We start from the raw sequence: 23,414 nt of genomic DNA, 5'->3' as shown, positions 1-23,414 counted from the left end.
CGCAGCAACGCCAACCGCAAGGGTTGGCGTTGTGGCTGAACAAGGTTGTCGCCGATAGCCGGCGCTAACGGTATTAGCGTTGCGGAACGACAATCACCGTATCGCCCGTCTTGCCCTTGGCACCGTCGTCGCCCTTGGCGCCGTCGTTGCCTTGCGCACCGGTAGCGCCCTTGGCGCCATCGTATCCGGCGGCACCGCTGTCGCCGGTCTGGCCCGTGGCGCCGGTGGCACCGGTCGCGCCGGGAGGCGCTTCAGCACCCGTGGCACCCGTGGCGCCGGCAGGGCCAGGCGCGCCGGCAGGGCCGGGAACGACTTGGACGACGGTCGGTGCGGGTGGCGCTTCGCGCTGGCAAGCGGTCAGGGCGAGAGTAGAGGCGAGCGCGAGCAATATCAGGGTAGGTTTCATGATGCATCCTTTGGCAGTGAGCCGTAATGTACGGAACGGCTCGACGGCGTCGGGCGCGAGTTTCGCATGGCGGTGTGGCGGGGAGAGCTGACCAGCCGACCCGTCTGCCGTGTCGCGCAGGGCGCTCGCGGCGGGAGGGAAAGTGATGGTCTGCCTGCAGCATGGGCTCTTGGGCGGCCGCAGTCCGTACGTTTGCGTACATAGCGGCGATGGATGACGCAAGCCGGAAAACAAAAACAAACAAAAATGTTGGTTGTTTTTGCTAGGCCCTCTAATCCTGAGCCGCATGTTCTTATCGACGTTGGGTATCTGTGAAAATTCGTCTATTGATAGGTACTTTAGATAGTTCAGAAGCTGTCGTCAAAGTGAGGAACGTCCCCTAGTGGCTGCATTCTTTCAGTCTCCCTTTTTTCGCTCAATCTGGTGCGTCGACTATAGTTCCCCATGCATCGCAAATGGTGCCATTGCGTACGTGCACGATCAGCAGCCGGCACGTATCGCTACCAAGCTCTTTCGCCACGTTTTCCGCTACTTGATTATGATCACCAATAAAATCCACATGATCTGCTCGTTGTAAGCAAAGTACGCACGGGAAATTTTCTTTGACTATGATACGTCTATGTGTAACCACGTTAAGTTGGGAGAGTTCAGCATCAATAAATTTCTCCAATTGCTCACTTATCGTTGTACTGAGGTCCCGAATGATTGTATCGGTTCGGAGGAAGCCAGGACTGCGTTTACCGTCAAGTGCGTTCAAAATCTGCCGCAACCAGTGCGGAAAAGAATGTCGAGGTGGACTTGCCTGTTCCCATTTTTCCAGATTGAAATACATATCGACGGGTCTTGCGGGATGCATGTTCATGATCCTGTCTATTCCCTGCGATACAAAGAAGTCGGCCGCGATATCGTAGCGCATATGGCTAACATATAGCCCAAGATGATCGGCTTCATCTACAAGCATTACCTCACGGATGCCAGCTATTCGTTGACGAACCATTAAATAATGCATTAGTTCACCAGTTGTCGGCAGGAAACGATTCAGAATGAACAGATCGTCAATAGCCATGGAGATAAACGGGAATCTTCCTAAGATCGCCTCTACATTGGGAAGTTGTTTGCTAGCGGCTGAAAAAGGAACGAAGCTTTCAATGGTTAATCCGATTGGGAAAACAAGCCGATAGTCGCATAGCCGCAGTTTGCCAGCAGGTCGTTTTTTGTTGTGTTCATCTTTTCTAAATAGTGTTACTTCATTGCCGGAGTTTGCGTATTCGAGGAAGCGTTTGCTTTGATGGTATGCATCTTGTATCAACTTTTCAACCTTTGTACGATACTTGTCAAAATCAAGCTCCGGCGAATGAATTGGCATCACACCCCCCTTTACCTCGACGACGAACAGAACGTCATCTTGCATAATAAGAAGGTCGAGCTCGCACCAATCTCCGGTCTCAACTTCTCGATAGTAGACTGAACGTAACACCTTTGAGCCAACAAGTTGTTTATGGAAAATTTTAGCAAATCCTGCTTCTGTGGCTTCCGTTTGTCGCTTTGTCCATTCAGCGTCGTTCAAAGGGAGCCTTTTGCGCATACCGCGTTGGATAGCACGGTATGCGCTGTCGCGTAAAAAATAAGGATCACATGCGTAGTAGCCGTCATTGAGGTGGATGAGCGGTTTTAATCGACCCGGTAGCGTGCGTAAAGGTGTAGCGCAGAGCGGGCCGGACGCAAAGAACTCGGAGTTTTCGCCAGGTGTATAAGATAGATCGTCCAGTAAGGAAGCTGGGAGTTTACTAGTGCGACTGACATTGTTGAGTTCGAGGGCAAACAGTTCGATTGAGTCGCCTGACTTGTTTGGCAATGGCAGGTGCGGTTCTCCCCTCGTTTTTATTAAGGTGATAACGGAAGCCTGCAGACCCTTCGCAATGGCGTCGGAGTCGACACCGTAGGCTTCCTGTAGCGACTTGGAGTGTGGTTCGAGTACAAATTTCAGAAATTCAGATTCCAGCACCGCATACCGATAAGCACGACTAAGTATCCAAGTGCTTAAAGCCAAGAAATGCAGTTCACCTGAATGCTGGAAAAATTGCCTGTCTTGGTTTTCGTTGTTGACGCGATTGGAATAGTCCATGCTGGCTTTGCGGACATTAGCTGCGTGGTGCAGGACGTCATTGACGGATTCGACGGACGTTTCAGTGCCCCAAGCGTCTGCGCTATAGCTCGACAGGACCGCATGTAAATATTCCATTGCCATAGTGACGTCGCATGCTTCAACTTCCACCAAGGCTTTGTTTCGATTGACGCCGACATCGTACGTACTCGCCTGCTGCCAAAGAAAGACTAACAAGAACTTGGGGGCGCATATGAGGATGGCGTCGCGTAACTGAGCAGCTGCTAGCTCTAGCGTGGCTTTTGCGCTGGCTGAAGATGAACCGTATAGATCGTCTGTCACTGTCAATGCCTCGGTTGTTTGCATACTCATCGCTGTAATTGTCTCGACGATCCCTGATATCGTCCTCACTAAAGCACACTTTGGTACACAATTGTGATAAGCGCAAGAGTTCTGCTTGAAATAGCCCCTTGATTCACCAGACACAGCCTATGCGTTATTCTTACGGATAGGAATAGGACTGTGCATATGACTAGGAACAAGCAAACAATCGAGGTGGTGACGGTGAGCCAGGAGCGCCGCAGGCGCTGGTCTGCCGAGGAAAAAGCGGCGCTGGTGCGCGAGACTTACGAGCCAGGCATGAACGTGTCGCTGGTCGCTCGCAAGCACGGCGTCGGTGCAAGCCAGTTGTTCAACTGGCGTAAGCTCGAACGGGAAGGCGCGCTAACGGCGGTCACTGCTGGCGAATCGGTGGTACCAGCGAGCGAACTGGCCGCTGCACGCGCGCAGATAGCCCAGTTGCAACGCATGCTCGGCAAGAAGACGATGGAGGCAGAAATCCTGAAGGAGGCCGTCGAGTTCGCTCGCGAAAAAAAGTGGATTGCGCGCTCGCCCTTGTCGGGCAAGGACGACCAGTGAAGCCGGTCTGCTCTGCCCTTGGCGTAGCGCGCTCACACGTCGCCCAGCTGCTGGTTCGTCCCGCGGACTGGATCGACGGGCGCACCACTCAGACGTTCCACCAGCCTGCCGACGCTATCCTGGTCGACGCCGTGCGCGCCGAGATTACGGCGCTGCCGACCTATGGCTACCGCCGGGCTGGCGCTCTGGTCAACCGCACGCGCGCCTTGGTGGGCCTGCCAGCAATCAATCACAAGCGGTTTTATCGCGTGATGAAAGCAAACAGTCTGCTGCTACCCAAGGCGCCGCAACGCCCAGTGAGCAGCCGCGTGCACAATGGCGTGGTGGCGGTGGACGAACCCAATCAGCGCTGATGCTCGGACGGCTTCGAGATCGCCTGCGACAACGGCGAAGTGGTGACCGGTGTGTTCATGAAGGATTGCTGTGACCGCGAAATCATTGCCTGGCGTGCGTGGGCTGAACGTGGCCTGCCAGGCGAACCCGTGCGCGACATGCTGGTGGAAGCGGTCGAGACAAGATTCGGCCAGGCCAGCGTCGGCTCGACCAGGCTGGAATTCTTGAGCGACAACGGCGGCGCCTATCGAGCCCATGAAACGCACGCGCTGGTGCGCGCACTTGGGATTGAACCGGTGCATACACCGGTATGCAGCCCGCAGTCGAACGGCATGGCCGAGAGCTTCGTGAACACGTTTAAACGGGACTACGTCAGCCTGATGGACCGCAGCAGCGCAAAAATTGTTCTGGCTCAACTGCCAGACGCCTTTATGCACTTCAACGAGGTCCATCCGCATTCGTCGCTGAAATGGAAATCGCCTCGCATGTTCAGGAGAGAGCTGGCGCGCCGGGCTCAGGAAAGCGGCGCTAACTAAACGATTGGCTATGTCTGGTTATACGGGGGCAAGATCACTGCTCATTAGTAATTCCGTTTCGTCGACTTCACGCGGCCTACGAAATGGCTTGATTTGTAGCACTTGCAACGCGCATCTACGTTGCATGCTGCATTTCACAGGCTGATGAGCGAAATTTTGAGCAGAAGTGGCGAACTGTAAAGGCGAATTCTCTCGTTTGATGAGGGCAGGTTCGAAATTGTCAACAGATCGTTTTTGATTCGTACAAGAGCGGGCCAATAATGGTCTGTATCGTTGAAACAGTTACAGTTCGCTCCTGTGCAATTTTTCATAGCAAGAAGCGTTTCAATAGAAACGGACCAGTGTTGAAGATCTTCTTGTGAAAAGAAAAAGCCACCCGAAGGTGGCTTTTTGCTATGTTCTGCTGAATTCTTGGTGGCCCGGGGCGGAATCGAACCACCGACACAAGGATTTTCAATCCTCTGCTCTACCGACTGAGCTACCAGGCCAAGGCGGCGAATTATAGCAGAAAGACTTTCCACCTGACCAGAGCTAGCTGTGTTCAAATGCAACAGATGGCCAAAACATGGTGTTTTGGCATCCTTGTATGAGCTGAAGGGATGTGGCGATGCGGCGACGTATTGGAGTGCAGGGCCTGGCGGCTGCGGGCTTGTTCAGTTTGTTTTGCGGTACGGCGCGGGCCGACGGGCTGGCCGATCTGAATGCGGCGCTGGCGCGCTTGCAGGGCCAGCTGCCCATCAAGGCGCAGGTGGAATCGAAAACCTGGCGCCGCGAGGGCGAGGGCAAGGCGGCGGAAGAGGATAGCGGCCAGGCCACGGTGGCTGTCGAGGGCGGACCGGCGGGCTTGCAAGTGCTCTACAGCAAGGATTTGCTGGCGAAAGTGGAGGCCGAGCAGCGCGCCAGGGTGAAGGATCCGAAGGTCAAGACGCCGATCGGCTTTGCGCTGGGGGAGATGAAGGCGGCGGAGTTGCGTTCCATGGTGTCGGCGGCCGATTCCCTGTCGCGCGAGATCGAGGAAGCCGTGTTCAGCGGCGAGAAGATGGATAGCTACAAGGGCAAGCCGGCCCGCCTGCTCAGTTTTACCTTGTCGCTCGACAAGGTGCCTGAGAAAGACCGCAAGTATGTGAAGAAGTTCGAGGGTGGTATCGAGGTGTGGATCGCCGCCGACGGCACGCCGCTGGCCAGCCATTTCCACTTTGATGTGAGCGGGCGCGCCTTTGTCGTCGTCAGCTTTACGCAAAAGACGGACGAGACGCGCCAGTATGGCGTCAGCGGCGACCATCTATTGTTGCTGCGCAAGGAAAGCAAGAATGCCACCTCGGGCGCGGGCGAGAAGGTGGAAAGCAAGATCGTCAAGACCTTGCAGCTGCAGTCCTGACGTGTTGCCGCATCACGCAAGCCGCTGATCCAGCGGCTTTTTTACATCGCCGAGCTGCCGCCCATGGCGCTCTTTTGCAGCACGCAGCGTCCCGCCTCGCAGGTGGCGCCCGGGTCCGTGACGATGGAGCAGGTCGACATCATGCCGTCAGCCTGCTGCTGCTTGCGGCTGGCCTCGGCTTGCGCCTGGGCCAAGGCCTTGAGTTTTTTGCCGTCATTGTCCTTGCTGGACCAGGCCAGGTAGCGCTCGGGACCGCCGCAGGCTTTGGCGCCGATGGCGATGGTTTGGCATTGCTGGGTGGAATCGCAGGCGGCGGCGCCCACTTCCGCCTGAATTTGCGCCAGCAAGCCGGCATTGCCGGGCGCGGGTGGCGCATCTTGTGCGGGGGCGCTGCCGCAGGCACTGGTAGCCAGCAGCAGGATGGCGGCGCACGCGGTGCGCAGGGCGGAGTAGGTAGAAGTATGCATGCCTTCATCATGTGCCACGCTTGCCCAAATGGCAAGCGCGATTCGCGCGCTGGACGATCCTTGACGCCGGTCATTTTCATTATCAAGCCGTCAAAGTTAATATAAATCAACATCCAATCAGCGATGGTCGGGTGGCGACCGGGCCGCTGCGCTGCATTCCCGCGCCGGCGTGCACCGCCGATTCGGGAATGCTTCCAGGAGTTAGACTATGCGCCGTACCCTCTCCCCCTTTGTCTTCATCGCCAGCCTCGCTTTCAGCGGCACGCTGCACGCCGCCAGCAAGGAGCCGATCCAGCCCATCACGGCCGCCAAGGTGGCCAATCCGGCCATGGTCGAACTGGGCAAGAAACTGTTTTTCGATCCGCGGCTGTCGCGTTCCGGATTTATTTCCTGTAATAGCTGCCATAACCTGAGCATGGGCGGCACGGATAACATCAAGACGTCGATCGGCCACAACTGGCAGCGCGGACCCATCAACTCACCAACGGTGCTCAATTCCAGCATGAACGTGGCGCAATTCTGGGATGGCCGCGCCAAGGATTTGCAGGAGCAGGCGGGCGGCCCCATCGCCAATCCGGGCGAGATGGCTTTTACGCACGAGCTGGCCATCGACGTGCTGGCCTCGATTCCCGCCTACCGCGCGGAATTCCGGCAAGTATTTGGCCAGGATAAATTGACCATCGAGCAAGTCACGCGCGCCATCGCCGCCTTCGAGGAAGTGCTGGTGACGCCCGGTTCGCGCTTTGACCAATGGCTGATGGGCAAGAAAAGCGCGCTGACGAAAGACGAGCTGGCCGGCTACCAGCTGTTCAAATCCAGCGGCTGCATCGCCTGCCATAACGGCCCCGCCGTCGGCGGCAATACTTTCCAGAAGATGGGTGTGGTGGAACCGTACAAGACGGCGATGACGGCGCAAGGGCGCTCGGCCGTGACGGGCAAGGATGCCGACCGCTTCAACTTCAAGGTGCCGACCCTGCGCAACGTGGAATTGACGTATCCCTACTTCCACGATGGCGAAGCGGCCACCCTGACGCAGGCCGTCGATGTGATGGGCCGTTTACAGCTGGGCCGCACGTTTGCGCCCGATGAAAACGCGCAACTCGTCGCTTTCCTGAAAACACTCACGGGCAAGCAGCCGCACCTCGTGCTGCCGATCCTGCCGCCATCGAGCGACACGACGCCGCGGCCGGTGCCGTTTGACTGAGTGCTTGTGGTGGGTGTGGTGTCGGATTACGCCCTTGCGGGCTAATCCGACCTACACCTGAGCGAGTAGGTCGGATTAGCGGCGCAGCCGCGTAATCCGACATTTTTTGTTGATATCGCTTATTTCAACGTACGATTGAACAGCTGATAGATACGGCGGTACTCGTCATACCACGCTTCCGGCTGCACGAAGCCGTGGCGCTCCATCGGGTAGCTGGCCATTTCCCAGTTGTCCTTTTTGAGCTCGATCAAGCGCTGCGACAGGCGCACGGAATCCTGGTAAAACACGTTGTCGTCGATCATGCCGTGGGCGATCAGGAGGTTGCCCGTCAGTTTGTCGGCGTATTCGATGGGCGACGAGATTTTATACGCCTGCGGGTCGACGTCCGGCGTGTTCAGGATGTTGGCCGTGTACTCGTGGTTGTAGGTGGTCCAGTCCGTCACGGGACGCAGGGCGGCGCCCGACTTGAAGATTTCCGGCGCGCGCATCAGGGCCATCAGGCTCATGAAGCCGCCATAACTGCCGCCATAGATGCCCACGTTCTTGATGTCGCCCTGGTGCCGGGCTGCCAGCCAGTTGGCGCCATCGATGAAATCTTCCAGTTCCGGGTGGCCCATCTGGCGGTAGATGGCCGTGCGCCACGCGCTGCCGTAGCCGAGCGAGGCGCGGTAATCGACGTCGAGCACGATGTAACCCTGCTCCACCAGCAGGTTGTGGAACATCTGTTCGCGGAAGTACACGGGGTAGCGCTGCGTCACGTTTTGCAGGTAGCCGGCACCGTGCGCGAACATGACGATCGGGTAGCGCTTGCCCGCTTCCAGCTGCGCCGGGCGATACAGCTTGGCCCAGATCGGCGCCGCGCCATGCGTGGACGGCACTTGCACCAGTTCCGGCATGACCCAGTTGCGCGCCTTGAAGGCGTCGCTGCGCGTATCGGTCAGGATAGTCGCCTTGCCGCCAGAGACAGAAACCGTGGCCAGCTGGGCCGGCATATAGCTGCTCGAATAGCGCAGCAGCAGCTTGCCGCCATCGGGCGACAGGCCGAAGTTTTCCACGCCTTTCAAACTGGTGACTTCGCGCGCGCCGCCATCCTTGGCCGTGCTGGCACACACTTCATACGTGCCTGGCGCTTGCGGGTTGCACATAAAATAGGCGGTCTTGCCGTCGCGGCTCCATTCGACGGCGCTCACTTCCCATTGCCCGCTGGTCAAGGCGCGCGCGGGCGCGGCGCCCGTTTTCGTGTACAGATGGGCGTAGCCGCTTTCCTCGGACAGATACCACAGGGTGGCGTTGTCGGGCAGCCAGCCGAATTCCTCGGCGCGGCGGTTGACCCAGGCCGTGTCGCTGATGCGGTGCGCGGGAACGAGGGCGCCGTTGGCCAGGTCGACGGTGGCGAGCCAGCCGTCCTTGTTGTCGATGGCGCGCACGCGCACGGCCGCTTTGGAACCGTCATCGGTCCAGGCGATGCCGTCGCGCTGGGCGTCGACGCGCACGGCACGGTTGCCTTTCAGCGGCGGCAGCTTCTGTTCGGCGCGCAGGGAGGCCAGCGGATCGGTGGCGATGCCGGGCAGGCTGTCGAACGGTATCTCGCGCACCTGGCCCGTGCGCAGGTCGGCCAGTTTCAGGCTTTGCGCGATCGGCATGTTGCGGCCCACGCGCGTGCGCTCGTCGTCCGCTTCCGGATAGCCCGTTTCCGTGACGTAGCGTGCCAGTTTGCCCAGCTTGCCCTTTTCGGCGGCCTTGTCTTGCGTGACGAACAGCAGCCAGCGGCCGTCCGGCGACAGGGCACTGCCGGAAATGGTCACTTTGTCGCCCAGGTAGATCGGTTCCGGCGCGCGCGTGGCGTCCAGACGGCGCTCTTCGTGGCGTCGCTCGCGGCTCGCGTCGCGGTCTTCCTTCTGGCGCGCCAGGTTGACGATCAGGCGCAGCTGCAGCTCGCGCAGGGCGTCCGCTTCCGGCTTGGCGTCCGGGTCCTTGGCCGCGCGCAGCAGGGCGACGGGGGCGCTCAGGCGGTCAGTGCGGCTCCAGCTGAACCAGTCGGTTCCGCTGCGGTACTGCACGGCGCTGCCGTCGGCGGAATACTGCGGGTCGCTGATGGCGGAGACGCCCCGCGTGATCTGGATCAAGGCGCCGTTTTTCAGGTCGCGCTCGAACAAGTCGCCGTTGCGCAGCAGGATGGCGCGCGTGCCGGCCCGGTTGACGACCATCTGCTGGCCATCGAGGTTCGCCAGTTGCGCATCGTCGACCTTCTTGCCGCTATTGAGTTTCGCATGCGCGCCAGATACGTGAAACGTGTCGCGCAGGGGCGAGCCGAGGCGTTTTTGTTTGTAGTAGAGCTGGCCGTTCCAGCCCCACCACGCCGCTTCGACGGGTGTGCCGATCCAGTCGGGATCGGCCATGGCCTGGTCCAGCGTGATCGGCGTGGGCGCGGTGGCAGAGGGGGCCGCGTTGGCGGCGGGCAGCAGAGATAGCAGCAGGAGCGGCAGCAGGGGAAGAACCAGACGCATCGGAGATCACTTTAACGAGAGGGGATGGTGAAGGTACAGGCTATGAGGCCGGTATTCTAGCGGAGGAGTTTCGTGCAGGAAATGTCGGAAAGCTAAGCTTGATGCCGGGCCAGCCAGACGAGAAACTCATCGAGCGGCATCGGCCGCGCATACAGGAAGCCTTGCAAGCCGTCGCAATCGTGGGCGACGAGGAAGTCGGCCTGCTCCTGCGTTTCCACGCCTTCGGCCACGACGCGCAAGCCCAGGTGGCGCGCCATGGCCAGGATCGCCTGCACGATGGCCGTGTCGCGCGCATCGCGCGGCGTGTCGTCGATGAAGCGCTTGTCGATTTTGAGTTCGTACAGCGGCATCGAGGTCAGGTAGGCGAGACTGGAATAGCCGGTGCCGAAATCGTCGATGGAAAAGCGGATACCCAGGTCCGCCAGTTCGCGCATGCGCGCCAGCGAGGCGTCGCGCTGGTCGATCAGCAAGCCTTCCGTCAGTTCCAGGATCAGGGCGCCGGCCGGCGTGCCGTGTTCGGCCAGCGCCGCTTGCACGCGGGACGCGAAATCGGGCTGGCGAAACTGCGCCGGACTGACGTTCACGGACAGGGGGACGGGCCGGCCCGCCTGCGCCAGCACCCTGGCGGCGCGGCACGCTTCGCGCAGGGCCCAGTGCCCGAGCTTGACGATCAGCCCAGATTCCTCGGCAATCGGAATGAAGATATCCGGCGCGATATGGCTGCCGTCCGCCTGCGGCCAGCGCATGAGCAATTCGGCGCCCGTCACCCGGCCGTGGCGGTCGACCTGCGGCTGCACGTGCATGCACAATTGCCCCAGGTCGAGGGCGCGCGCCAGCGCCCGTTCCAGGGTCAGGCGGCGCTCCACGCCCGCCTGCATGGCCGCTTCAAAGAAGGCGATGCCGTTGCGTCCTTCCGCCTTGGCGCGGTACATGGCGATGTCCGCTTCGCGCAGCAGGTCGTGCGCCTGCTGGCCCGCTTTCGGCAGCAGGGTCACGCCGATGCTGGCGCTGCAATGATAGGACTGCGCGCCGATCTCGAAGTCGCGCGCGATGGCAGCGCGGATTTTCTCGGCCACCTGGGCCGCCGCGCGGGCGGCGCTGTCCAGGTCATCGGCCAGGTGCGCCAGCAGCACGACGAATTCGTCGCCGCCGATGCGTGCCACCGTGTCGGCCTTGCGCATCAGCTGCGCCAGCCGTTCGCCCGCCAGGCGCAGCAGCGCGTCGCCCGTGGCGTGGCCGCGCGCGTCGTTGATGTGCTTGAAGTGATCGAGGTCGATGAACATCAGCGCGCTGATGGTCTGGTTGCGCGGCGCGGCGGCCAGCAGGTGGCCGATGCGGTCCGTCAGCAGGCGCCGGTTGGGCAAGCCCGTCAGCACGTCGTAGAAGGCCAGGCGGTGGATGTCCGCTTCCGATTTTTTGCGCTCGTCGATTTCCCGCTCGACGGCCACCCAGTGCGTCTGCCTGCCTTCCGCATCCGTGAACGGCACCAGTTCCGCTTCGACCCAGTACGCCTTGCCCGCCTTGTTGTAGTTCAGCAATTCCGCCCTGGCCGGCTGGGCACGGGCCATGGCGGCGGCGATGCGCGCCAGTTCGTCCGCATCGGTGGCGGGGCCTTGCTGGAATAGCAGGCTGCGGCCCAGCACCTCGGCGCGCGCATAGCCGCTGCTGCGTTCGAAGGCGTCATTGACGAAGATGATGCGCGTGGCCGATACCGTCCCGGCGCCGGGGTCGGGCGGGCCGTCCAGCACTTCGGCGATCATCACCATGTCGTTCAGGCGGGCCAGCGCCGTGGCCGTCAGGCGCAGCTCGGCGTTCAGCTGCGACAAAGCCTGGCTGCTGTCTTCCAGGTGGCGCAGCAGGAAGGCGCAGGACAGGGTCAGCACGGCGGCGATGAACAGGAAGTTCAGTGCCACGATCAGCGCGCGCAGCACGGGAGAGTCGGGCGTGCCCGGCAGGCGCAGGGCGACGTCGGGATGCAGACCGAGGAAAAAGATGGTCAGCGTGGTCAGGACCAGGGTCGACAAGGCTGGCCGCATGCCCAGCAGCAGTGCCGCCAGCACGGGCATGAGCATCATGTAGATCTGGCTGACGGGACCGATTTTCAGCAGCAGGCCCACGCCCACCAGATAGGCGACGATGAGGAATTGCCACACGCGCCAGCGGTAGGGCATGGCGCGCAGATGCCAGATGAGGCCGATCCAGCCGATGGCCAGCAAGTCGAGGACGACGATGGACCAGATCGCCTCGCTCGCGGCCAGCAGCGCGCTGGGAATGGCCGTGACGATGCCAAGCAGCAGCACCACCTGCAACAGGCGGGTAAAGACCAGGCCGCGCCAGTGCGCGAGATCGCTCGATATCGCCACGCTGCCATCCTTCCCCTGGGGTAAGCTGCTGCCGCGCCGTGCATTACTGCTGAGTAAATATTACGCGCTATTAATCCTCTTGTCATCTTGATCATTAATCATGATTGCCGGCGTTCCGCGTGGCTGCCTCATTCATCGGCCCTTTGGCGGGGATGGTCATTCTGCCCTGGGCGCCGCGCCGTTTGATGCGAGCAAAAAAAGCCAGCCTGTCGGCTGGCGCTGTGCAGTGAAGCGCACACGGGCGCTTCGAAGCGGCGCTTATTTCTTTGGCGCGCTCAGGCATTCTTTCATGAACGCCTTGCGGGCGTCGCCCTTCATGTCCTTGGCGTCGACATTGCACGCCTTCATCTTGTTTTGCTGCGTCATGGCCGGCGCCGGCTTGGCGCTCAGGCATTCCTTCATGAAGGTTTTGCGTTCATCGCCTTTCTTGCCGGCGGCATCCGCATTGCAGGTGGTCATTTTCGACTGTTGCGCCGTCTTGGCGACGGGCGCCGCTTCCGGTGCGGCGGCAAAGGCGGTGCTGGCAAACGCGGTGCTGGCAAACGCGGCGGCGATGCAGAGGGCGATTAATTGTTTCATGGCAAATCCTTTAGACGCAAACGATGGAAGGGGCATGCAACCGGCTGGAAACTGCCGATATGCAGAACGTAACTAACTATATGACATTTATCAACAAAATTTCCACTCGAGTGTGTCTTTTTGTTACTGCCCGGCGCCAGGCCCCCGCCGGCTGGCCCGGGCAGCCATGTTGCGGCGGCAGCGGCCCCGTTTTTTGCTATGCTAGCGTCTTTCCACCGGCCGATGCCGCTGCCTTGGCCGGCGCACCCTCATTACGGAGTAGTTATGGTCTCGTTGCAAGAGCAGTTTTTAAAGGCCGGCCTGGTCGACAAGAAGAAGGTCAAATTGGCCAACCAGGACAAGAGCAAGCAGAAAAAGGACGAGCGCAAGAGCGGCACGCAAAGCGTCGACGAGGTGCGCCTGGCCGCGCTCGAGACCCAGCGCAAGAACGCGGAACGCGCGCGCGAACTGAACGCCCAGCGCGATGCGGCCGCGAACCAGAAAGCCATCGTGGCGCAAATCGCGCAAATGGTGCAAAAGAACCGCCAGAGCAAGGGCAACAACGGCGACGTGCCGTATAACTTCACGTTCAACAACAAGATCGAGCGCATCTACGTGACGGCCGCCGTGCAAGCCCATCTGGTGGCGGGCCGTCTGGTGATCGTCTGCCTCGGTGGCGCCGTGGAGCTGGTGCCGCGCATCATCGCCGACAAGATCGCCGAACGCGACCCCGCCATCGTCGTGCGCGTGAAACAGGCCAGCACGCAAGTGGATGAGGACGATCCGTACGCGGCGTTCCAGATTCCTGATGATTTGATGTGGTAAGAGGGTGATTGCCCGGTGCCGACGGTACCGGACTGGCGTAACTGCGGGCCGGAAACGGCCCGTTTTTATGTGGACTACAAACAAAAACGCCACCCGAAGGTGGCGTTTTTGAACGTGAAACGAATTCTTGGTGGCCCGGGGCGGAATCGAACCACCGACACAAGGATTTTCAATCCTCTGCTCTACCGACTGAGCTACCAGGCCAAGGTGGCGAATTATAGCAGACCAAAACGGGAATGCAAGAGCCGGCTGCGACTTTTCCTGCATTTCCAGGATTCACCCTCCATTACTTGCGCCCGGGTCAAATATGATTTGATATAAACGGTATTTTTCTCAACAAAGGATGGGCGCATAGTGTGGCCATCGTTACTGACTTGAGAGGATTACCGCATGCACGCCATTACCCAACACACCGCCATCCCTGAAATCGGTCTGGGCACCTTCCGCCTGCAGGGCCAGGTCGTCATCGATTCCGTCACGACGGGCCTCGACGTCGGCTACCGCCATATCGACACGGCGCAAATCTACGGCAATGAAGGCGACGTGGGTCAGGCGATCGCGGCCAGCGCCGTTGCGCGCGACGAGTTGTTCGTCACCACCAAGATATGGATCGACAATCTGCAGCGCGACAAGCTGATTCCCAGTTTAAAAGACAGCCTGCACAAGCTGCGGCTGGAGCAGCTGGATTTGACGCTGATCCACTGGCCGTCGCCGCAGGACGCGATTCCCGTGGCCGAGTACATGGCGGCGCTGGCGCAGGCCAAGGCGCAAGGGCTGACCAAGGCCATCGGCGTATCGAATTTCACGAATGCGCAGCTGCGGCAAGCCATCGATACGGTGGGCGCGGCGGAAATCGCCACGCAGCAGGTCGAGATCCACCCCTTCCTGCAAAACCGCAAGGTCATCGAGTTCGCGCGCAGCCAGGGCATCCACATCACGGCCTACATGCCGCTCGCGTACGGTAAGGTGGTCGTCGATCCGGTCATCATGGCGATTGCGGCCAGACACGGCGTGACGTCGGCGCAGGTGGCTCTGAGCTGGTCGCTGCAGCAGGGCTTTGCCGTGATTCCGTCGTCGACGAAGCGCGCCAACCTGGAAGCGAACCTGCATTTCCAGCGCATCACCCTGTCGCCGGACGAGATGGCGCAGATGGCGACTCTGGAACGGGGCGAGCGCCTGGCCAACCCGGACGGCCTGGCGCCGCAGTGGGATTGAGATGGGCGCCATGACGAAGCTGGGGCAGGGCGGTTTCAGTATCGGCCTGGAACTGCCGCTCGATAATGACTGGTCGTCCACGGGACGCCAGGCGCATGCGGCCTGCGGCCGCGTGCCGGGCGAGCCGGACATGCAACAGCATGCGGCGCTGGCAAAGCTGGCCGACCGCCTGGGTTTCCGGGCCCTGTGGCTGCGCGACGTGCCCCTGTACGATCCGTCGTTCGGCGACGCGGCCCAGGTCTTCGAGGTATTTACCTATCTGGGCTATTTGGCCGGCATCACCGAGAACATCTTGCTGGGCACGGCCGCCGTGGTGCTGCCCCTGCGCGAACCGGTGCTGACTTTAAAAGCGGCGGCCAGCGTCGACCAGTTGAGCGGCGGGCGTTTGCTGCTGGGCGTGGCCAGCGGCGACCGGCCCGTCGAGTATCCCGTCTTCGGCCGCGATTTCGCGCAGCGCGGTGAGGCTTTTCGCGAGCAGGTGGCCATGCTGCGCGACTGGGGAGATATACGCCTGCCGCCCGGCATTCGCCTGCTGCCCAAGCCGGCCGCACCGTTGCCGCTGCTGGTGGCCGGGCTGGCGCAGCAAACGCCGGCCTGGATAGGCGCGCAGATGGATGGCTGGCTCGCCTATCCGGGCACGCCGGAAGACCATGCCCGGCGTTCCGCCCAATGGCGGGCCGTGGCCGGGGACGACAAGCCGTATGTCAGCTTCATCCACCTGGACCTGGACGACGATCCGACCTTGCCGCTGCAGCGTTTCCACTTCGGCGGTCGCACGGGGCGCGATGGACTGATCGCCGAGCTGCACGCCATGCGCGCGGCCGGCGTGCGGCATATTGGCCTGCAGCTGCGGCAGAACCGCCGCCCGCTGGCCGAGACGATGCAGGAGATCGGCGAATACGTGCTGCCGGTGTTTCATGGCGCCGCTTGACCTGGGGCATGCGTTCTGTACTTCCGGACTAGCTGAAAAGGGTGGGGCAAACGCTATAATGGCCGCATGAACAGTCCCACTCCCCCCACCATGCGGCGCTTCATGCACAGCCACAGCGACGTTTGCATCGTCGGCAATGGCGCCATCGCGAAAACCACGGCGCTGGCATTTGCCCAGGCAGGACAAAGCGTCACGCTGTTATCCCCGGCGAACCCTCCGGCACCCACCGCCAGGCCGGTCGAAGCCAGCTGGGATGTGCGCGTGTATGCGCTCAACCACACGGCGCACGACTTGCTGTCGTCGCTGAAGGTATGGGGCGCTTTAGAGGCCGACAGGGTGGCGCCCGTCGATGCCATGCTGGTCAACGGCGACGGCGCGCAGGCGGGCGGACTCGGTTTCGACGCCTACGGCGCCCATGTGGGCGCACTGGCGTGGATCGTCGAAGACCGCAACCTGGGCCAGGCGCTGGACGCCGCCCTGAAATTCGCGCCGAACGTCAGCGTGCTGCAGGGCCGCGCCAGCCGCCTGGAATGGACGAACGACTCGGCCATCGTGCACCTCGACGGCGGCGACACCATCACTTGCGCGCTGGTCGTGGGCGCCGACGGCGCCCAGTCGTGGGTGCGGGGCCAGTGCGACATCGGTCTCGATTACCGCTCCTACGGGCAGCGCGGCGTGGTCAGCAACTTCGCCTGCGAAAAGCCGCACCATGGCGCGGCCCACCAGTGGTTTACGGGCAGCGAAGGCATCGTCGCGCTGCTGCCGCTGCCGGGCGAGCGCGTCTCTCTCGTCTGGTCGGCGCCCGATGCGCTGGCCGATACCTTGATGGCCGAATCGGCCGACGCCCTGGCTGCGCGCCTGGCCGCGTATTGCCACGACAAGCTGGGCAAACTGACGCCTTTGCAGCCGGAGCTGGTGCGCGCGTTTCCTCTGACCCTGATGCGCCCGCACGCCATGGTGGCGCCGCGCGTGGCCCTGGTGGGCGACGCCGCCCACGTGGTGCACCCGATGGCCGGCCACGGCATGAATCTGGGTTTTGCCGACGTGGCGCAGCTGGTCAAGACGATCGGCGAACGCGAAGCGCACCGCGGCATCGGCGACGAGCGCGTGCTGGCGCGCTATGCGCGCGCGCGCAAGGAAGACGTGCTGTTGATGCAGCTGGCGACCGACGGCCTGGCGCGGTTATTCGGCGCCGATCTGGAGCCGTTGCGCGTGGTTCGCAATTTGGGATTAAACTTGCTGGATAAATTACCTGCGCTGAAGCGAAAAATGATCTCGCACGCATTGGGACATCCGTAAATATCAGCGTATCTTAAGATATCGCCGGATAATGGCAGCAGTGAAAATTCAAGGTCGCCGCAGCTGGTCTGCGGCGATCGTTTTGTCGAAGAGATAACGACGCCGGTCCAGAGGCCAGTCCCGCCGGGCGTTTCAAGTGGAGAAGTGATAGTGATCAAAATGAGCAGAATCGCATTGGTACTGGCCTCGGGCCTGATGATGTCGTGCGCCGGCGCGGAAACGCCGACGGAAGCGAGCATCAAAAAGCTGATCGAACCGCGCCTGGGCGAAGGCGCCAAGGTGGACTCGGTCAAGGAAACCCCGTACGGCGGCCTGTACGAAGTGCGCACGGGCGGCGACATCCTGTACACGGACAAATCCGCGCAATACCTGTTCGTCGGCCACGTCTTCGACGCCAAGACGTCGCAGGACCTGACCAAGGTGCGCCTGGACGAAGTCAACCGCATCAAGTTCTCGGACCTGCCGCTCGATTCGGCCATGAAAACCGTCAAGGGCAACGGCAAGCGCGTGATCGCCGTGTTCGAAGATCCGAACTGCGGCTACTGCAAGCGTTTCCGCCAGAACGCACTGAAGGAAATCGACAACGTCACCGTCTACACTTTCATGTACAACATCCTGTCGCCGGACTCCATCGTCAAGTCGCGCAATGTCTGGTGCGCGCCGGACCGCAACAAGGCCTGGGATGACTGGATGTTGAACGGCAAGGCGCCAGCCACGGTCGCCGCCACTTGCGCCAACCCGCACGAAAAAATCCTCGCCCTGGGCCAGCAATTGCGCGTCTCGGGCACGCCAGCCATCTTCTTTGCCGACGGCAGCCGCATTCCGGGCGCGGTCGATGCGAAGACGCTGGAACAGAAATTCTCGACCATTAAGTAATCCGGGCTGTCGCCAGGAAGGCTGGACGGCGCGCCCTCGCAAGGCGCGCTTTTTTTTGCGTTTTTTTCCGCTGTCGTATCATCAAGTGTAGTTCGTAGACGCCATAACAATCCAAAAAAGGGGAAGCAGCAGATGATTACCTTGAATATCAACGGACGCGACACGCAAGTCGACGCCGATCCTTCCACGCCCATCTTGTGGGCGCTGCGCGATAACCTGAACATGACGGGCACCAAGTTCGGTTGCGGCGCGGCCCTGTGCGGCGCCTGCACGGTGCACCTCGACGGCCAGCCGATCCGCTCGTGCATCACGCCCATTTCATCTGTGGGCGCGCAAAAGATCACCACCATCGAAGCGATGGAAAACGACCAGGTGGGCAAGGCCGTGCAGGCGGCATGGGTGCGCCACGACGTGCCGCAATGCGGCTACTGTCAAAGCGGCCAGGTGATGAGCGCGACGGCGCTGCTGCGCACGAACAAGGCGCCCAGCGATGCCGACATCGACGGCGCCATGAGCGGCAATATCTGCCGCTGCGGCACCTATCAACGGATCCGCGCAGCCATCAAGGACGCGGCCAAGACCCTGGCCTGAGGAGAGCGACATGCGTATCGAATGGTTGAATCAGGAAGCATTGCAGCATGGCGCAGTGACCTTGGGCACGGCGCTGGCATCGGCGCCGGTGGCCGATGGCGTCTCGCGGCGTGGATTCATGAAGGCCGGCGCGGCGGCGGGCGGCGGCTTGATGCTGGGATTTTTCCTGCCCGGCGCAGGCAAGCTGGCGCAGGCGGCCGATGCCGCTCCCGCCAAGCCCGTGTATGCGCCGAACGCCTTTTTGCACATCGCCCCCGATAACACGGTGACGGTGCAGGTGAACCGGCTCGAATTCGGCCAGGGCGTGCAAACGAGCTTGCCCATGCTGATCGCCGAGGAACTCGACGCCGACTGGAGCCTGGTGCATGGCGCACTGGCGCCGGCCGGCGAGCAGTACAAGGATGCCGCCTATGGCATGCAGATGACGGGCGGCTCGGGCAGCATCGCCCATTCGTTTACGCAGTACCGCGAAATCGGCGCCAAGGCGCGCGCCATGCTGGTGGGCGCCGCCGCCGCGCAGTGGAAAGTCAATCCCGACCAGGTACGGGCCGCCAAGGGCGTGCTGTATGGCCCCGGCGGACAAAAGGCGACGTATGGCGAGTTTGCCGACGCGGCCATGCGCCAGCCCTTGCCCGCCACCGTCAAGCTGAAGGACCCGCGCGAATTTTCCATCATCGGCAAACCCGTGAAACGCCTGGACGCGGCCGCCAAGTCCACGGGAAAACAGCAGTTCGGCATCGACTTCAAGCCGCCCGGCGCGAAAGTGGCCATGGTGGCGCGCCCGCCCGTGTTTGGCGCGAAGGTGGCGAAATTCGACGCCAGCAAGGCGAAAGCCATCAAGGGCGTGCTGGAGGTGCTGGAAGTGAAAACCGACCGTGGCGGCAGCGGCGTGGCCGTCATCGCCGACGGCTACTGGCCCGCCAAGCAGGGACGCGATGCGCTGGTGATCGAGTGGGATACGAGCGCCGTGGAAAAGGTCAGCAGCGACAAGCAGCTGGCCGCTTTCAAGGCGCTGGCCAGGACGCCGGGCACGGTGGCGCGCGCATTCGATGTCGCCGCACTGGCCAAGGCGCCGAAGAAGATCGAAGCCGTCTACGAATTCCCCTATCTGGCGCACGCGCCGATGGAGCCGCTCAATTGCGTGGTCGACCTGCAGGCCGACAAATGCACGATGTGGGTCGGTTCGCAATTCCAGACGGGCGACCAGGCGGCGATTGCCGCTACTTCCGGCCTGAAACCGGAGCAGGTGACCCTGCACACGATGATGGCGGGCGGCGGCTTCGGCCGGCGCGCCGTGCCCTCGTCCGACTACGTGGTCGAAGCCGTCAACGTCGCCAAGGCGTACCGGGCTGCGGGCAAGAGCGGTCCATTAAAGCTGATGTGGAGCCGCGAGGATGACATCAAGGGCGGCTACTACCGGCCGTCGCATGTGCACCGCGCGCAGATCGGCCTCGACGCCAAGGGCAAGATACTCGCCTGGGACCACACCATCGTGGGCCAGTCCATCATGGCCGGCACGCCGTTCGAAGCGTTCATGGTGAAAAATGGCGTCGACGGCACCATGGTCGAAGGCATGGGCGAGCCGTACACCTTGCCGATGAAGCTGTCCGTGCATACGGCCAAGGCAAACGTGCCCGTGCTGTGGTGGCGCTCCGTCGGCTCGACGCATACGGCCTTCGTCATGGAGACACTGATCGACGAAGCGGCGCACGTGGCGAAGATGGATCCCGTCGCCTACCGCAAGCAGCTGATCGACGCCAAGCACACGCGCCACATCGCCGCGCTGGACCTGGCCGTGGCCAAGTCCGGTTATGGCAAGAAGAAGCTGCCGAAAGGGCAGGCCTGGGGCGTGGCCATGCACGAGTCGTTCAATTCCGTCGTCGCCTACGTGGTGACGGCGTCCGTGGTGGAGGGGGCGCCCAAGCTGCACCAGGTATGGGCGGGCGTGCATTGCAACCTGGCCGTCAACCCCTTGACGATCGAGGCGCAAGTGCAGGGCGCCGCGCTGATGGCGCTGGGCATGACCATTCCCGGCGCGGCCATCACGCTCAAGGATGGCGTGGTGGAGCAGCAGAACTTCGGCGACTACCCCGTGCCGCGCATGCCCGACATGCCTGTGATCGAGGTGCACCTGGTGCCGTCGGGCGATGCGCCGACGGGCATGGGCGAACCGGGCGTGCCACCACTGGCGCCCGCGTTTGCCAACGCGCTGTTCGCCCTGACGGGCAAGCGCCTGCGCAAGCTGCCGTTCGACCTGGCGGCCGCATGACGGCAGCGGTTTTTTGAGTACGGTCGGCATCTTGCTGGCAGCCGGAAGGGGACGCAGGTTCGACCCTTCCGGCGTACAGAACAAATTATTGCAGCCGCTGGCCGAAGGCCCGCATGCGGGCTTGCCCGTGGTAGTGGCAGCGGCCAAGAACATGCTGGCGGCCCTGCCGCGCGTGCTGGCCGTGGTGCGCGCCGACGATACGCAGGTGGCGCGCGTGCTCGGCGCGCTCGGCTGCGAGGTACGCGTCTGCCATGACGCCGACACGGGCATGGCCGCGTCGCTCACCTGCGCCATCGATTACGTGCGCGGCGCGCCGGGCTGGTTGATCGCCCTGGGCGACATGCCTTTCGTGGAAGCGGCTACAATCGCCGCCTTGTCGCAAGCCGTCGGCGATGGTGCGCACATCGCCGTGCCCGTGTTCCAGGGACGGCGCGGCAATCCTGTCGCATTCGGCGCCTTTCACTTGCCGCTGCTGCTGGCGCTCGATGGCGACCAGGGCGCGCGCAGCATCGTCAACAGCCATGCCGTATGCGAAGTGACAGTGGACGACGTCGGCATCTTGCGCGATATTGATACCCCTGACGATTTGTCGCCGGTGCCTGGCGCGCCCGGGCGATTGTAGAACATCCATGCCAGACACGAGGAAAACATGAAGAAAGCACCGATTCAAAAAATCACCGCCAAGGCGGGAGCCAAGGCAAGCGGCAAAGCCACAAGCAAAGCCGCGGCGAAAACCGCAGTGAAAATCGCAGTGAAAACCACGCCGGCCGCCGGCATTATCTACAGCATCGCCGCCGCTGATCTGGCTGGCCACATGTTCAAGGTGACGTTGACCGTCAAGTCGCCAGCCGCCATCGGCCAGGTATTTGCCTTGCCGGCCTGGATCCCGGGCAGCTACATGATCCGCGAATTTTCGCGCAACATCGTCAGCATCCGCGCCGAGTCCGAGGGCAAGGCCGTGGCGCTGACCAAACTGGACAAGCATTCGTGGCAAGCCGCCCCGTGCAAGGGCCCATTGACGGTCGAATACGACGTCTACGCCTGGGACCTGTCCGTGCGCGCCGCCCACCTGGACCAGAATCACGGCTTCTTCAACGGCACCAGCGTGTTTTTGCGCGTGCTGGGCCAGGAATCCGACGCCCATGAAGTGCATATCGTGCAGCCCAAGGATGCGGCCTGCAAGACCTGGCGAGTCGCCACCACCCTGCCGGAACTGAAGGCCAAGCGCTACGGCTTCGGCAGCTACCAGGCCGCCAACTACGATGAGCTGATCGACCACCCGGTGGAAATGGGCGACTTCGCGCTGGCCACCTTCACCGCATATGGCGTGCCGCACGATATCGTCGTCACGGGCAAGGTGCCGAACCTGGACTTGCCGCGTTTGTGCCGCGACCTGAAAGCCATCTGCGAAACGCAGATCGCCTTCTTCGAGCCGAAGACGAAGAAAGCGCCGATGGACCGCTATGTGTTCATGACCATGGCCGTCGGCGACGGTTACGGCGGCCTCGAACACCGCGCCTCGACGGCGCTGATCTGCGCGCGCGCCGACCTGCCGACGACGGCGTCAAACGGCACGGAGATCGGCGACGGCTACCTGAAATTCCTCGGCCTGTGCAGCCACGAGTACTTCCACACCTGGAACGTCAAGCGCATCAAGCCGGCCGCCTTTGCGCCGTACAACCTGCAGGCGGAAAGCTATTCGCCGCTGCTGTGGCTGTTCGAAGGCTTCACCAGCTATTACGACGACCTGATGCTGGTGCGCGCTGGCCTGATCGACGAGGCGGCCTATTTCAAATTGCTGGGCAAGACCGTCAACAGCGTGCTGCGCGGCAGCGGACGCACCAAGCAAAGCGTGGCCGATTCGAGCTTCGACGCCTGGGGCAAGTACTATCGCCAGGATGAAAACGCGCCGAACGCCATCGTCAGCTACTACACCAAGGGTTCGCTGATCGCGCTGGCTTTCGATTTGACTTTGCGCAGCAAGACGAATGGCGCAAAATCGCTGGACGATGTGATGCAGGCGCTGTGGCAGCGCTACGGCCGCGATTTCTACAAGGGTAAAGCGCGCGGCGTGACGCCGGCCGAAGTCGAAGCCCTGTTCGACGAGGTCTCCGGCACGCGCATGAAACCGTTCTTCGAGCGCTACATCCGCGGCACGGACGACGTGCCGCTGGCGCGCCTGCTGGCGCCGTTCGGCGTGAAATACAGCGACGCGCGCAAGGCGGAAAAAGCCAGCCTGGACGTCAACCTGGGCCGCGACGGCAACGACGCCAGACTGGCGCAGGTGCACCAGGGCGGCGCCGCCCACGTGGCGGGCCTGTCGGCGGGCGACGTGCTGGCGGCCGTTGATGGCTTGCGCGTAACGGGCAACCCGGCGAACCTCGACACCTTGCTGGGCCGCTATGCCGTCGGTGCCAAAGTGACGGTGCACGCCTTCCGCCGCGACGAGCTGATGACGTTTGCCGCCGTTCTGCAGGGCGACCGCGTGCCCGGTGTCAGCTTGGCCCTGCTGCCGGCGCCCAAGAAGGTCACGGGGCCGAAGCGTCCTAGCGCGGCATGATGCTGTTTGTCATGCAGTAAGACAGAAAACCGGCCTCACTGGCCGGTTTTCTATTTCAGGCAGCAATGTCTCAA

Annotated in this window: 17 protein-coding genes, 2 tRNA genes and 1 pseudogene; 12 read left to right on the top strand and 8 right to left on the bottom strand. The window is 62.0% G+C overall.

Annotated features, from left to right (window positions below; translation table 11 throughout):
• Positions 1–73: 73 nt before the first annotated feature.
• Together AC1RBA_RS11180 and AC1RBA_RS11175 are read right to left on the bottom strand one after the other, a co-directional pair.
• On the bottom strand, positions 74–406 hold the full coding sequence (locus AC1RBA_RS11180) for a collagen-like protein (RefSeq protein WP_492418192.1): 333 nt from the start codon (positions 404–406) through the stop codon (positions 74–76).
• A gap of 415 nt (positions 407–821) precedes the next feature.
• Positions 822–2,876: a hypothetical protein gene (locus AC1RBA_RS11175; RefSeq protein ID WP_492418190.1), complete on the bottom strand. Its 2,055-nt coding sequence runs from the start codon at positions 2,874–2,876 to the stop codon at positions 822–824.
• Positions 2,877–3,038: 162 nt separating this feature from the next.
• On the opposite strand from AC1RBA_RS11175, the pseudogene AC1RBA_RS11170 reads away from it, so the two are divergent.
• A pseudogene (locus AC1RBA_RS11170) lies at positions 3,039–4,297 on the top strand (IS3 family transposase).
• Between the two features lie 412 nt (positions 4,298–4,709).
• Here AC1RBA_RS11170 and AC1RBA_RS11165 read toward each other — a convergent pair.
• Positions 4,710–4,785 (bottom strand) — tRNA-Phe (locus tag AC1RBA_RS11165).
• A 119-nt stretch (positions 4,786–4,904) separates the two neighbouring features.
• On the opposite strand from AC1RBA_RS11165, the gene AC1RBA_RS11160 reads away from it, so the two are divergent.
• On the top strand, positions 4,905–5,675 hold the full coding sequence (locus tag AC1RBA_RS11160) for a hypothetical protein (RefSeq protein ID WP_492418189.1): 771 nt from the start codon (positions 4,905–4,907) through the stop codon (positions 5,673–5,675).
• A gap of 41 nt (positions 5,676–5,716) precedes the next feature.
• Here the strand turns inward: AC1RBA_RS11160 and AC1RBA_RS11155 are convergent, their stop codons facing one another.
• On the bottom strand, positions 5,717–6,142 hold the full coding sequence (locus AC1RBA_RS11155; protein ID WP_492418187.1) for a hypothetical protein: 426 nt from the start codon (positions 6,140–6,142) through the stop codon (positions 5,717–5,719).
• 208 nt (positions 6,143–6,350) lie between these two features.
• Between AC1RBA_RS11155 and AC1RBA_RS11150 the strand changes: the two genes are divergently transcribed.
• On the top strand, positions 6,351–7,346 hold the full coding sequence (locus AC1RBA_RS11150; RefSeq protein WP_121668405.1) for a cytochrome-c peroxidase: 996 nt from the start codon (positions 6,351–6,353) through the stop codon (positions 7,344–7,346).
• 119 nt (positions 7,347–7,465) lie between these two features.
• Here the strand turns inward: AC1RBA_RS11150 and AC1RBA_RS11145 are convergent, their stop codons facing one another.
• The 3 genes from AC1RBA_RS11145 to AC1RBA_RS11135 all read right to left on the bottom strand — a co-directional run bounded on the left by AC1RBA_RS11145 (position 7,466) and on the right by AC1RBA_RS11135 (position 12,795).
• Positions 7,466–9,853: a S9 family peptidase gene (locus tag AC1RBA_RS11145; RefSeq protein WP_492418185.1), complete on the bottom strand. Its 2,388-nt coding sequence runs from the start codon at positions 9,851–9,853 to the stop codon at positions 7,466–7,468.
• A 92-nt stretch (positions 9,854–9,945) separates the two neighbouring features.
• The gene (locus tag AC1RBA_RS11140; RefSeq protein ID WP_492418184.1) at positions 9,946–12,216 is read right to left on the bottom strand and encodes a putative bifunctional diguanylate cyclase/phosphodiesterase; all 2,271 of its coding nucleotides are present in this window, start codon (positions 12,214–12,216) and stop codon (positions 9,946–9,948) included.
• A gap of 258 nt (positions 12,217–12,474) precedes the next feature.
• On the bottom strand, positions 12,475–12,795 hold the full coding sequence (locus AC1RBA_RS11135) for a PsiF family protein (RefSeq protein ID WP_492418182.1): 321 nt from the start codon (positions 12,793–12,795) through the stop codon (positions 12,475–12,477).
• Positions 12,796–13,059: 264 nt separating this feature from the next.
• Here AC1RBA_RS11135 and AC1RBA_RS11130 point away from each other — a divergent pair, with 264 nt between their 5' ends.
• Entirely contained in the window at positions 13,060–13,599 is a 540-nt protein-coding gene (locus AC1RBA_RS11130; RefSeq protein ID WP_070223805.1) for a DUF2058 domain-containing protein, read from the top strand.
• 128 nt (positions 13,600–13,727) lie between these two features.
• On the opposite strand, the gene AC1RBA_RS11125 is transcribed toward AC1RBA_RS11130, so the two are convergent.
• Positions 13,728–13,803: transfer RNA gene (locus AC1RBA_RS11125), tRNA-Phe, on the bottom strand.
• A gap of 186 nt (positions 13,804–13,989) precedes the next feature.
• On the opposite strand from AC1RBA_RS11125, the gene dkgB reads away from it, so the two are divergent.
• From dkgB to AC1RBA_RS11085, 8 genes are all read left to right on the top strand, one after another.
• Positions 13,990–14,814, top strand: coding sequence for a 2,5-didehydrogluconate reductase DkgB (gene dkgB, locus AC1RBA_RS11120; protein ID WP_492418180.1), 825 nt, complete (start codon positions 13,990–13,992; stop codon positions 14,812–14,814).
• 1 nt (position 14,815) lies between these two features.
• Entirely contained in the window at positions 14,816–15,745 is a 930-nt protein-coding gene (locus AC1RBA_RS11115) for an LLM class oxidoreductase (RefSeq protein ID WP_492418178.1), read from the top strand.
• Between the two features lie 66 nt (positions 15,746–15,811).
• Positions 15,812–17,044, top strand: coding sequence for an FAD-dependent monooxygenase (locus AC1RBA_RS11110; RefSeq protein ID WP_492418176.1), 1,233 nt, complete (start codon positions 15,812–15,814; stop codon positions 17,042–17,044).
• A gap of 159 nt (positions 17,045–17,203) precedes the next feature.
• A complete protein-coding gene (locus AC1RBA_RS11105; protein ID WP_070223812.1) occupies positions 17,204–17,920 on the top strand; it encodes a DsbC family protein in 717 nt (238 codons plus the stop codon).
• 132 nt (positions 17,921–18,052) lie between these two features.
• Positions 18,053–18,511 (top strand): (2Fe-2S)-binding protein, encoded by a 459-nt coding sequence (locus tag AC1RBA_RS11100; RefSeq protein ID WP_034753534.1) that lies wholly within the window; start codon positions 18,053–18,055, stop codon positions 18,509–18,511.
• A gap of 10 nt (positions 18,512–18,521) precedes the next feature.
• Positions 18,522–20,780, top strand: coding sequence for a xanthine dehydrogenase family protein molybdopterin-binding subunit (locus AC1RBA_RS11095; RefSeq protein WP_230506774.1), 2,259 nt, complete (start codon positions 18,522–18,524; stop codon positions 20,778–20,780).
• Positions 20,781–20,793: 13 nt separating this feature from the next.
• Complete coding sequence (locus AC1RBA_RS11090; RefSeq protein WP_492418174.1) at positions 20,794–21,402, top strand: nucleotidyltransferase family protein; 609 nt, start codon at positions 20,794–20,796, stop codon at positions 21,400–21,402.
• Between the two features lie 27 nt (positions 21,403–21,429).
• Entirely contained in the window at positions 21,430–23,340 is a 1,911-nt protein-coding gene (locus tag AC1RBA_RS11085) for a M61 family metallopeptidase (RefSeq protein ID WP_492418172.1), read from the top strand.
• The last annotated feature ends 74 nt before the right edge of the window (positions 23,341–23,414 follow it).

The sequence above is a fragment of the Janthinobacterium sp. GW823-FHT03B06 genome (assembly GCF_058796955.1).
Note: the sequence above shows the minus strand (reverse complement) of the source record. Positions and strands in the feature narration are given on the sequence as shown.

What these genes read in the sequence shown, in the direction of transcription:
- AC1RBA_RS11155 (WP_492418187.1), bottom strand. Translation starts at nt 6,142, where the DNA reads ATGCATACTTCTACCTACTCCGCCCTGCGCACCGCGTGCGCCGCCATC.
- AC1RBA_RS11175 (WP_492418190.1), bottom strand. Translation starts at nt 2,876, where the DNA reads ATGCAAACAACCGAGGCATTGACAGTGACAGACGATCTATACGGTTCA.
- AC1RBA_RS11130 (WP_070223805.1), top strand. Translation starts at nt 13,060, where the DNA reads ATGGTCTCGTTGCAAGAGCAGTTTTTAAAGGCCGGCCTGGTCGACAAG.
- AC1RBA_RS11105 (WP_070223812.1), top strand. Translation starts at nt 17,204, where the DNA reads ATGAGCAGAATCGCATTGGTACTGGCCTCGGGCCTGATGATGTCGTGC.
- AC1RBA_RS11145 (WP_492418185.1), bottom strand. Translation starts at nt 9,853, where the DNA reads ATGCGTCTGGTTCTTCCCCTGCTGCCGCTCCTGCTGCTATCTCTGCTG.
- AC1RBA_RS11180 (WP_492418192.1), bottom strand. Translation starts at nt 406, where the DNA reads ATGAAACCTACCCTGATATTGCTCGCGCTCGCCTCTACTCTCGCCCTG.
- AC1RBA_RS11160 (WP_492418189.1), top strand. Translation starts at nt 4,905, where the DNA reads ATGCGGCGACGTATTGGAGTGCAGGGCCTGGCGGCTGCGGGCTTGTTC.
- AC1RBA_RS11150 (WP_121668405.1), top strand. Translation starts at nt 6,351, where the DNA reads ATGCGCCGTACCCTCTCCCCCTTTGTCTTCATCGCCAGCCTCGCTTTC.
- AC1RBA_RS11095 (WP_230506774.1), top strand. Translation starts at nt 18,522, where the DNA reads ATGCGTATCGAATGGTTGAATCAGGAAGCATTGCAGCATGGCGCAGTG.
- AC1RBA_RS11100 (WP_034753534.1), top strand. Translation starts at nt 18,053, where the DNA reads ATGATTACCTTGAATATCAACGGACGCGACACGCAAGTCGACGCCGAT.
- AC1RBA_RS11085 (WP_492418172.1), top strand. Translation starts at nt 21,430, where the DNA reads ATGAAGAAAGCACCGATTCAAAAAATCACCGCCAAGGCGGGAGCCAAG.
- AC1RBA_RS11110 (WP_492418176.1), top strand. Translation starts at nt 15,812, where the DNA reads ATGAACAGTCCCACTCCCCCCACCATGCGGCGCTTCATGCACAGCCAC.
- AC1RBA_RS11135 (WP_492418182.1), bottom strand. Translation starts at nt 12,795, where the DNA reads ATGAAACAATTAATCGCCCTCTGCATCGCCGCCGCGTTTGCCAGCACC.
- dkgB (WP_492418180.1), top strand. Translation starts at nt 13,990, where the DNA reads ATGCACGCCATTACCCAACACACCGCCATCCCTGAAATCGGTCTGGGC.
- AC1RBA_RS11115 (WP_492418178.1), top strand. Translation starts at nt 14,816, where the DNA reads ATGGGCGCCATGACGAAGCTGGGGCAGGGCGGTTTCAGTATCGGCCTG.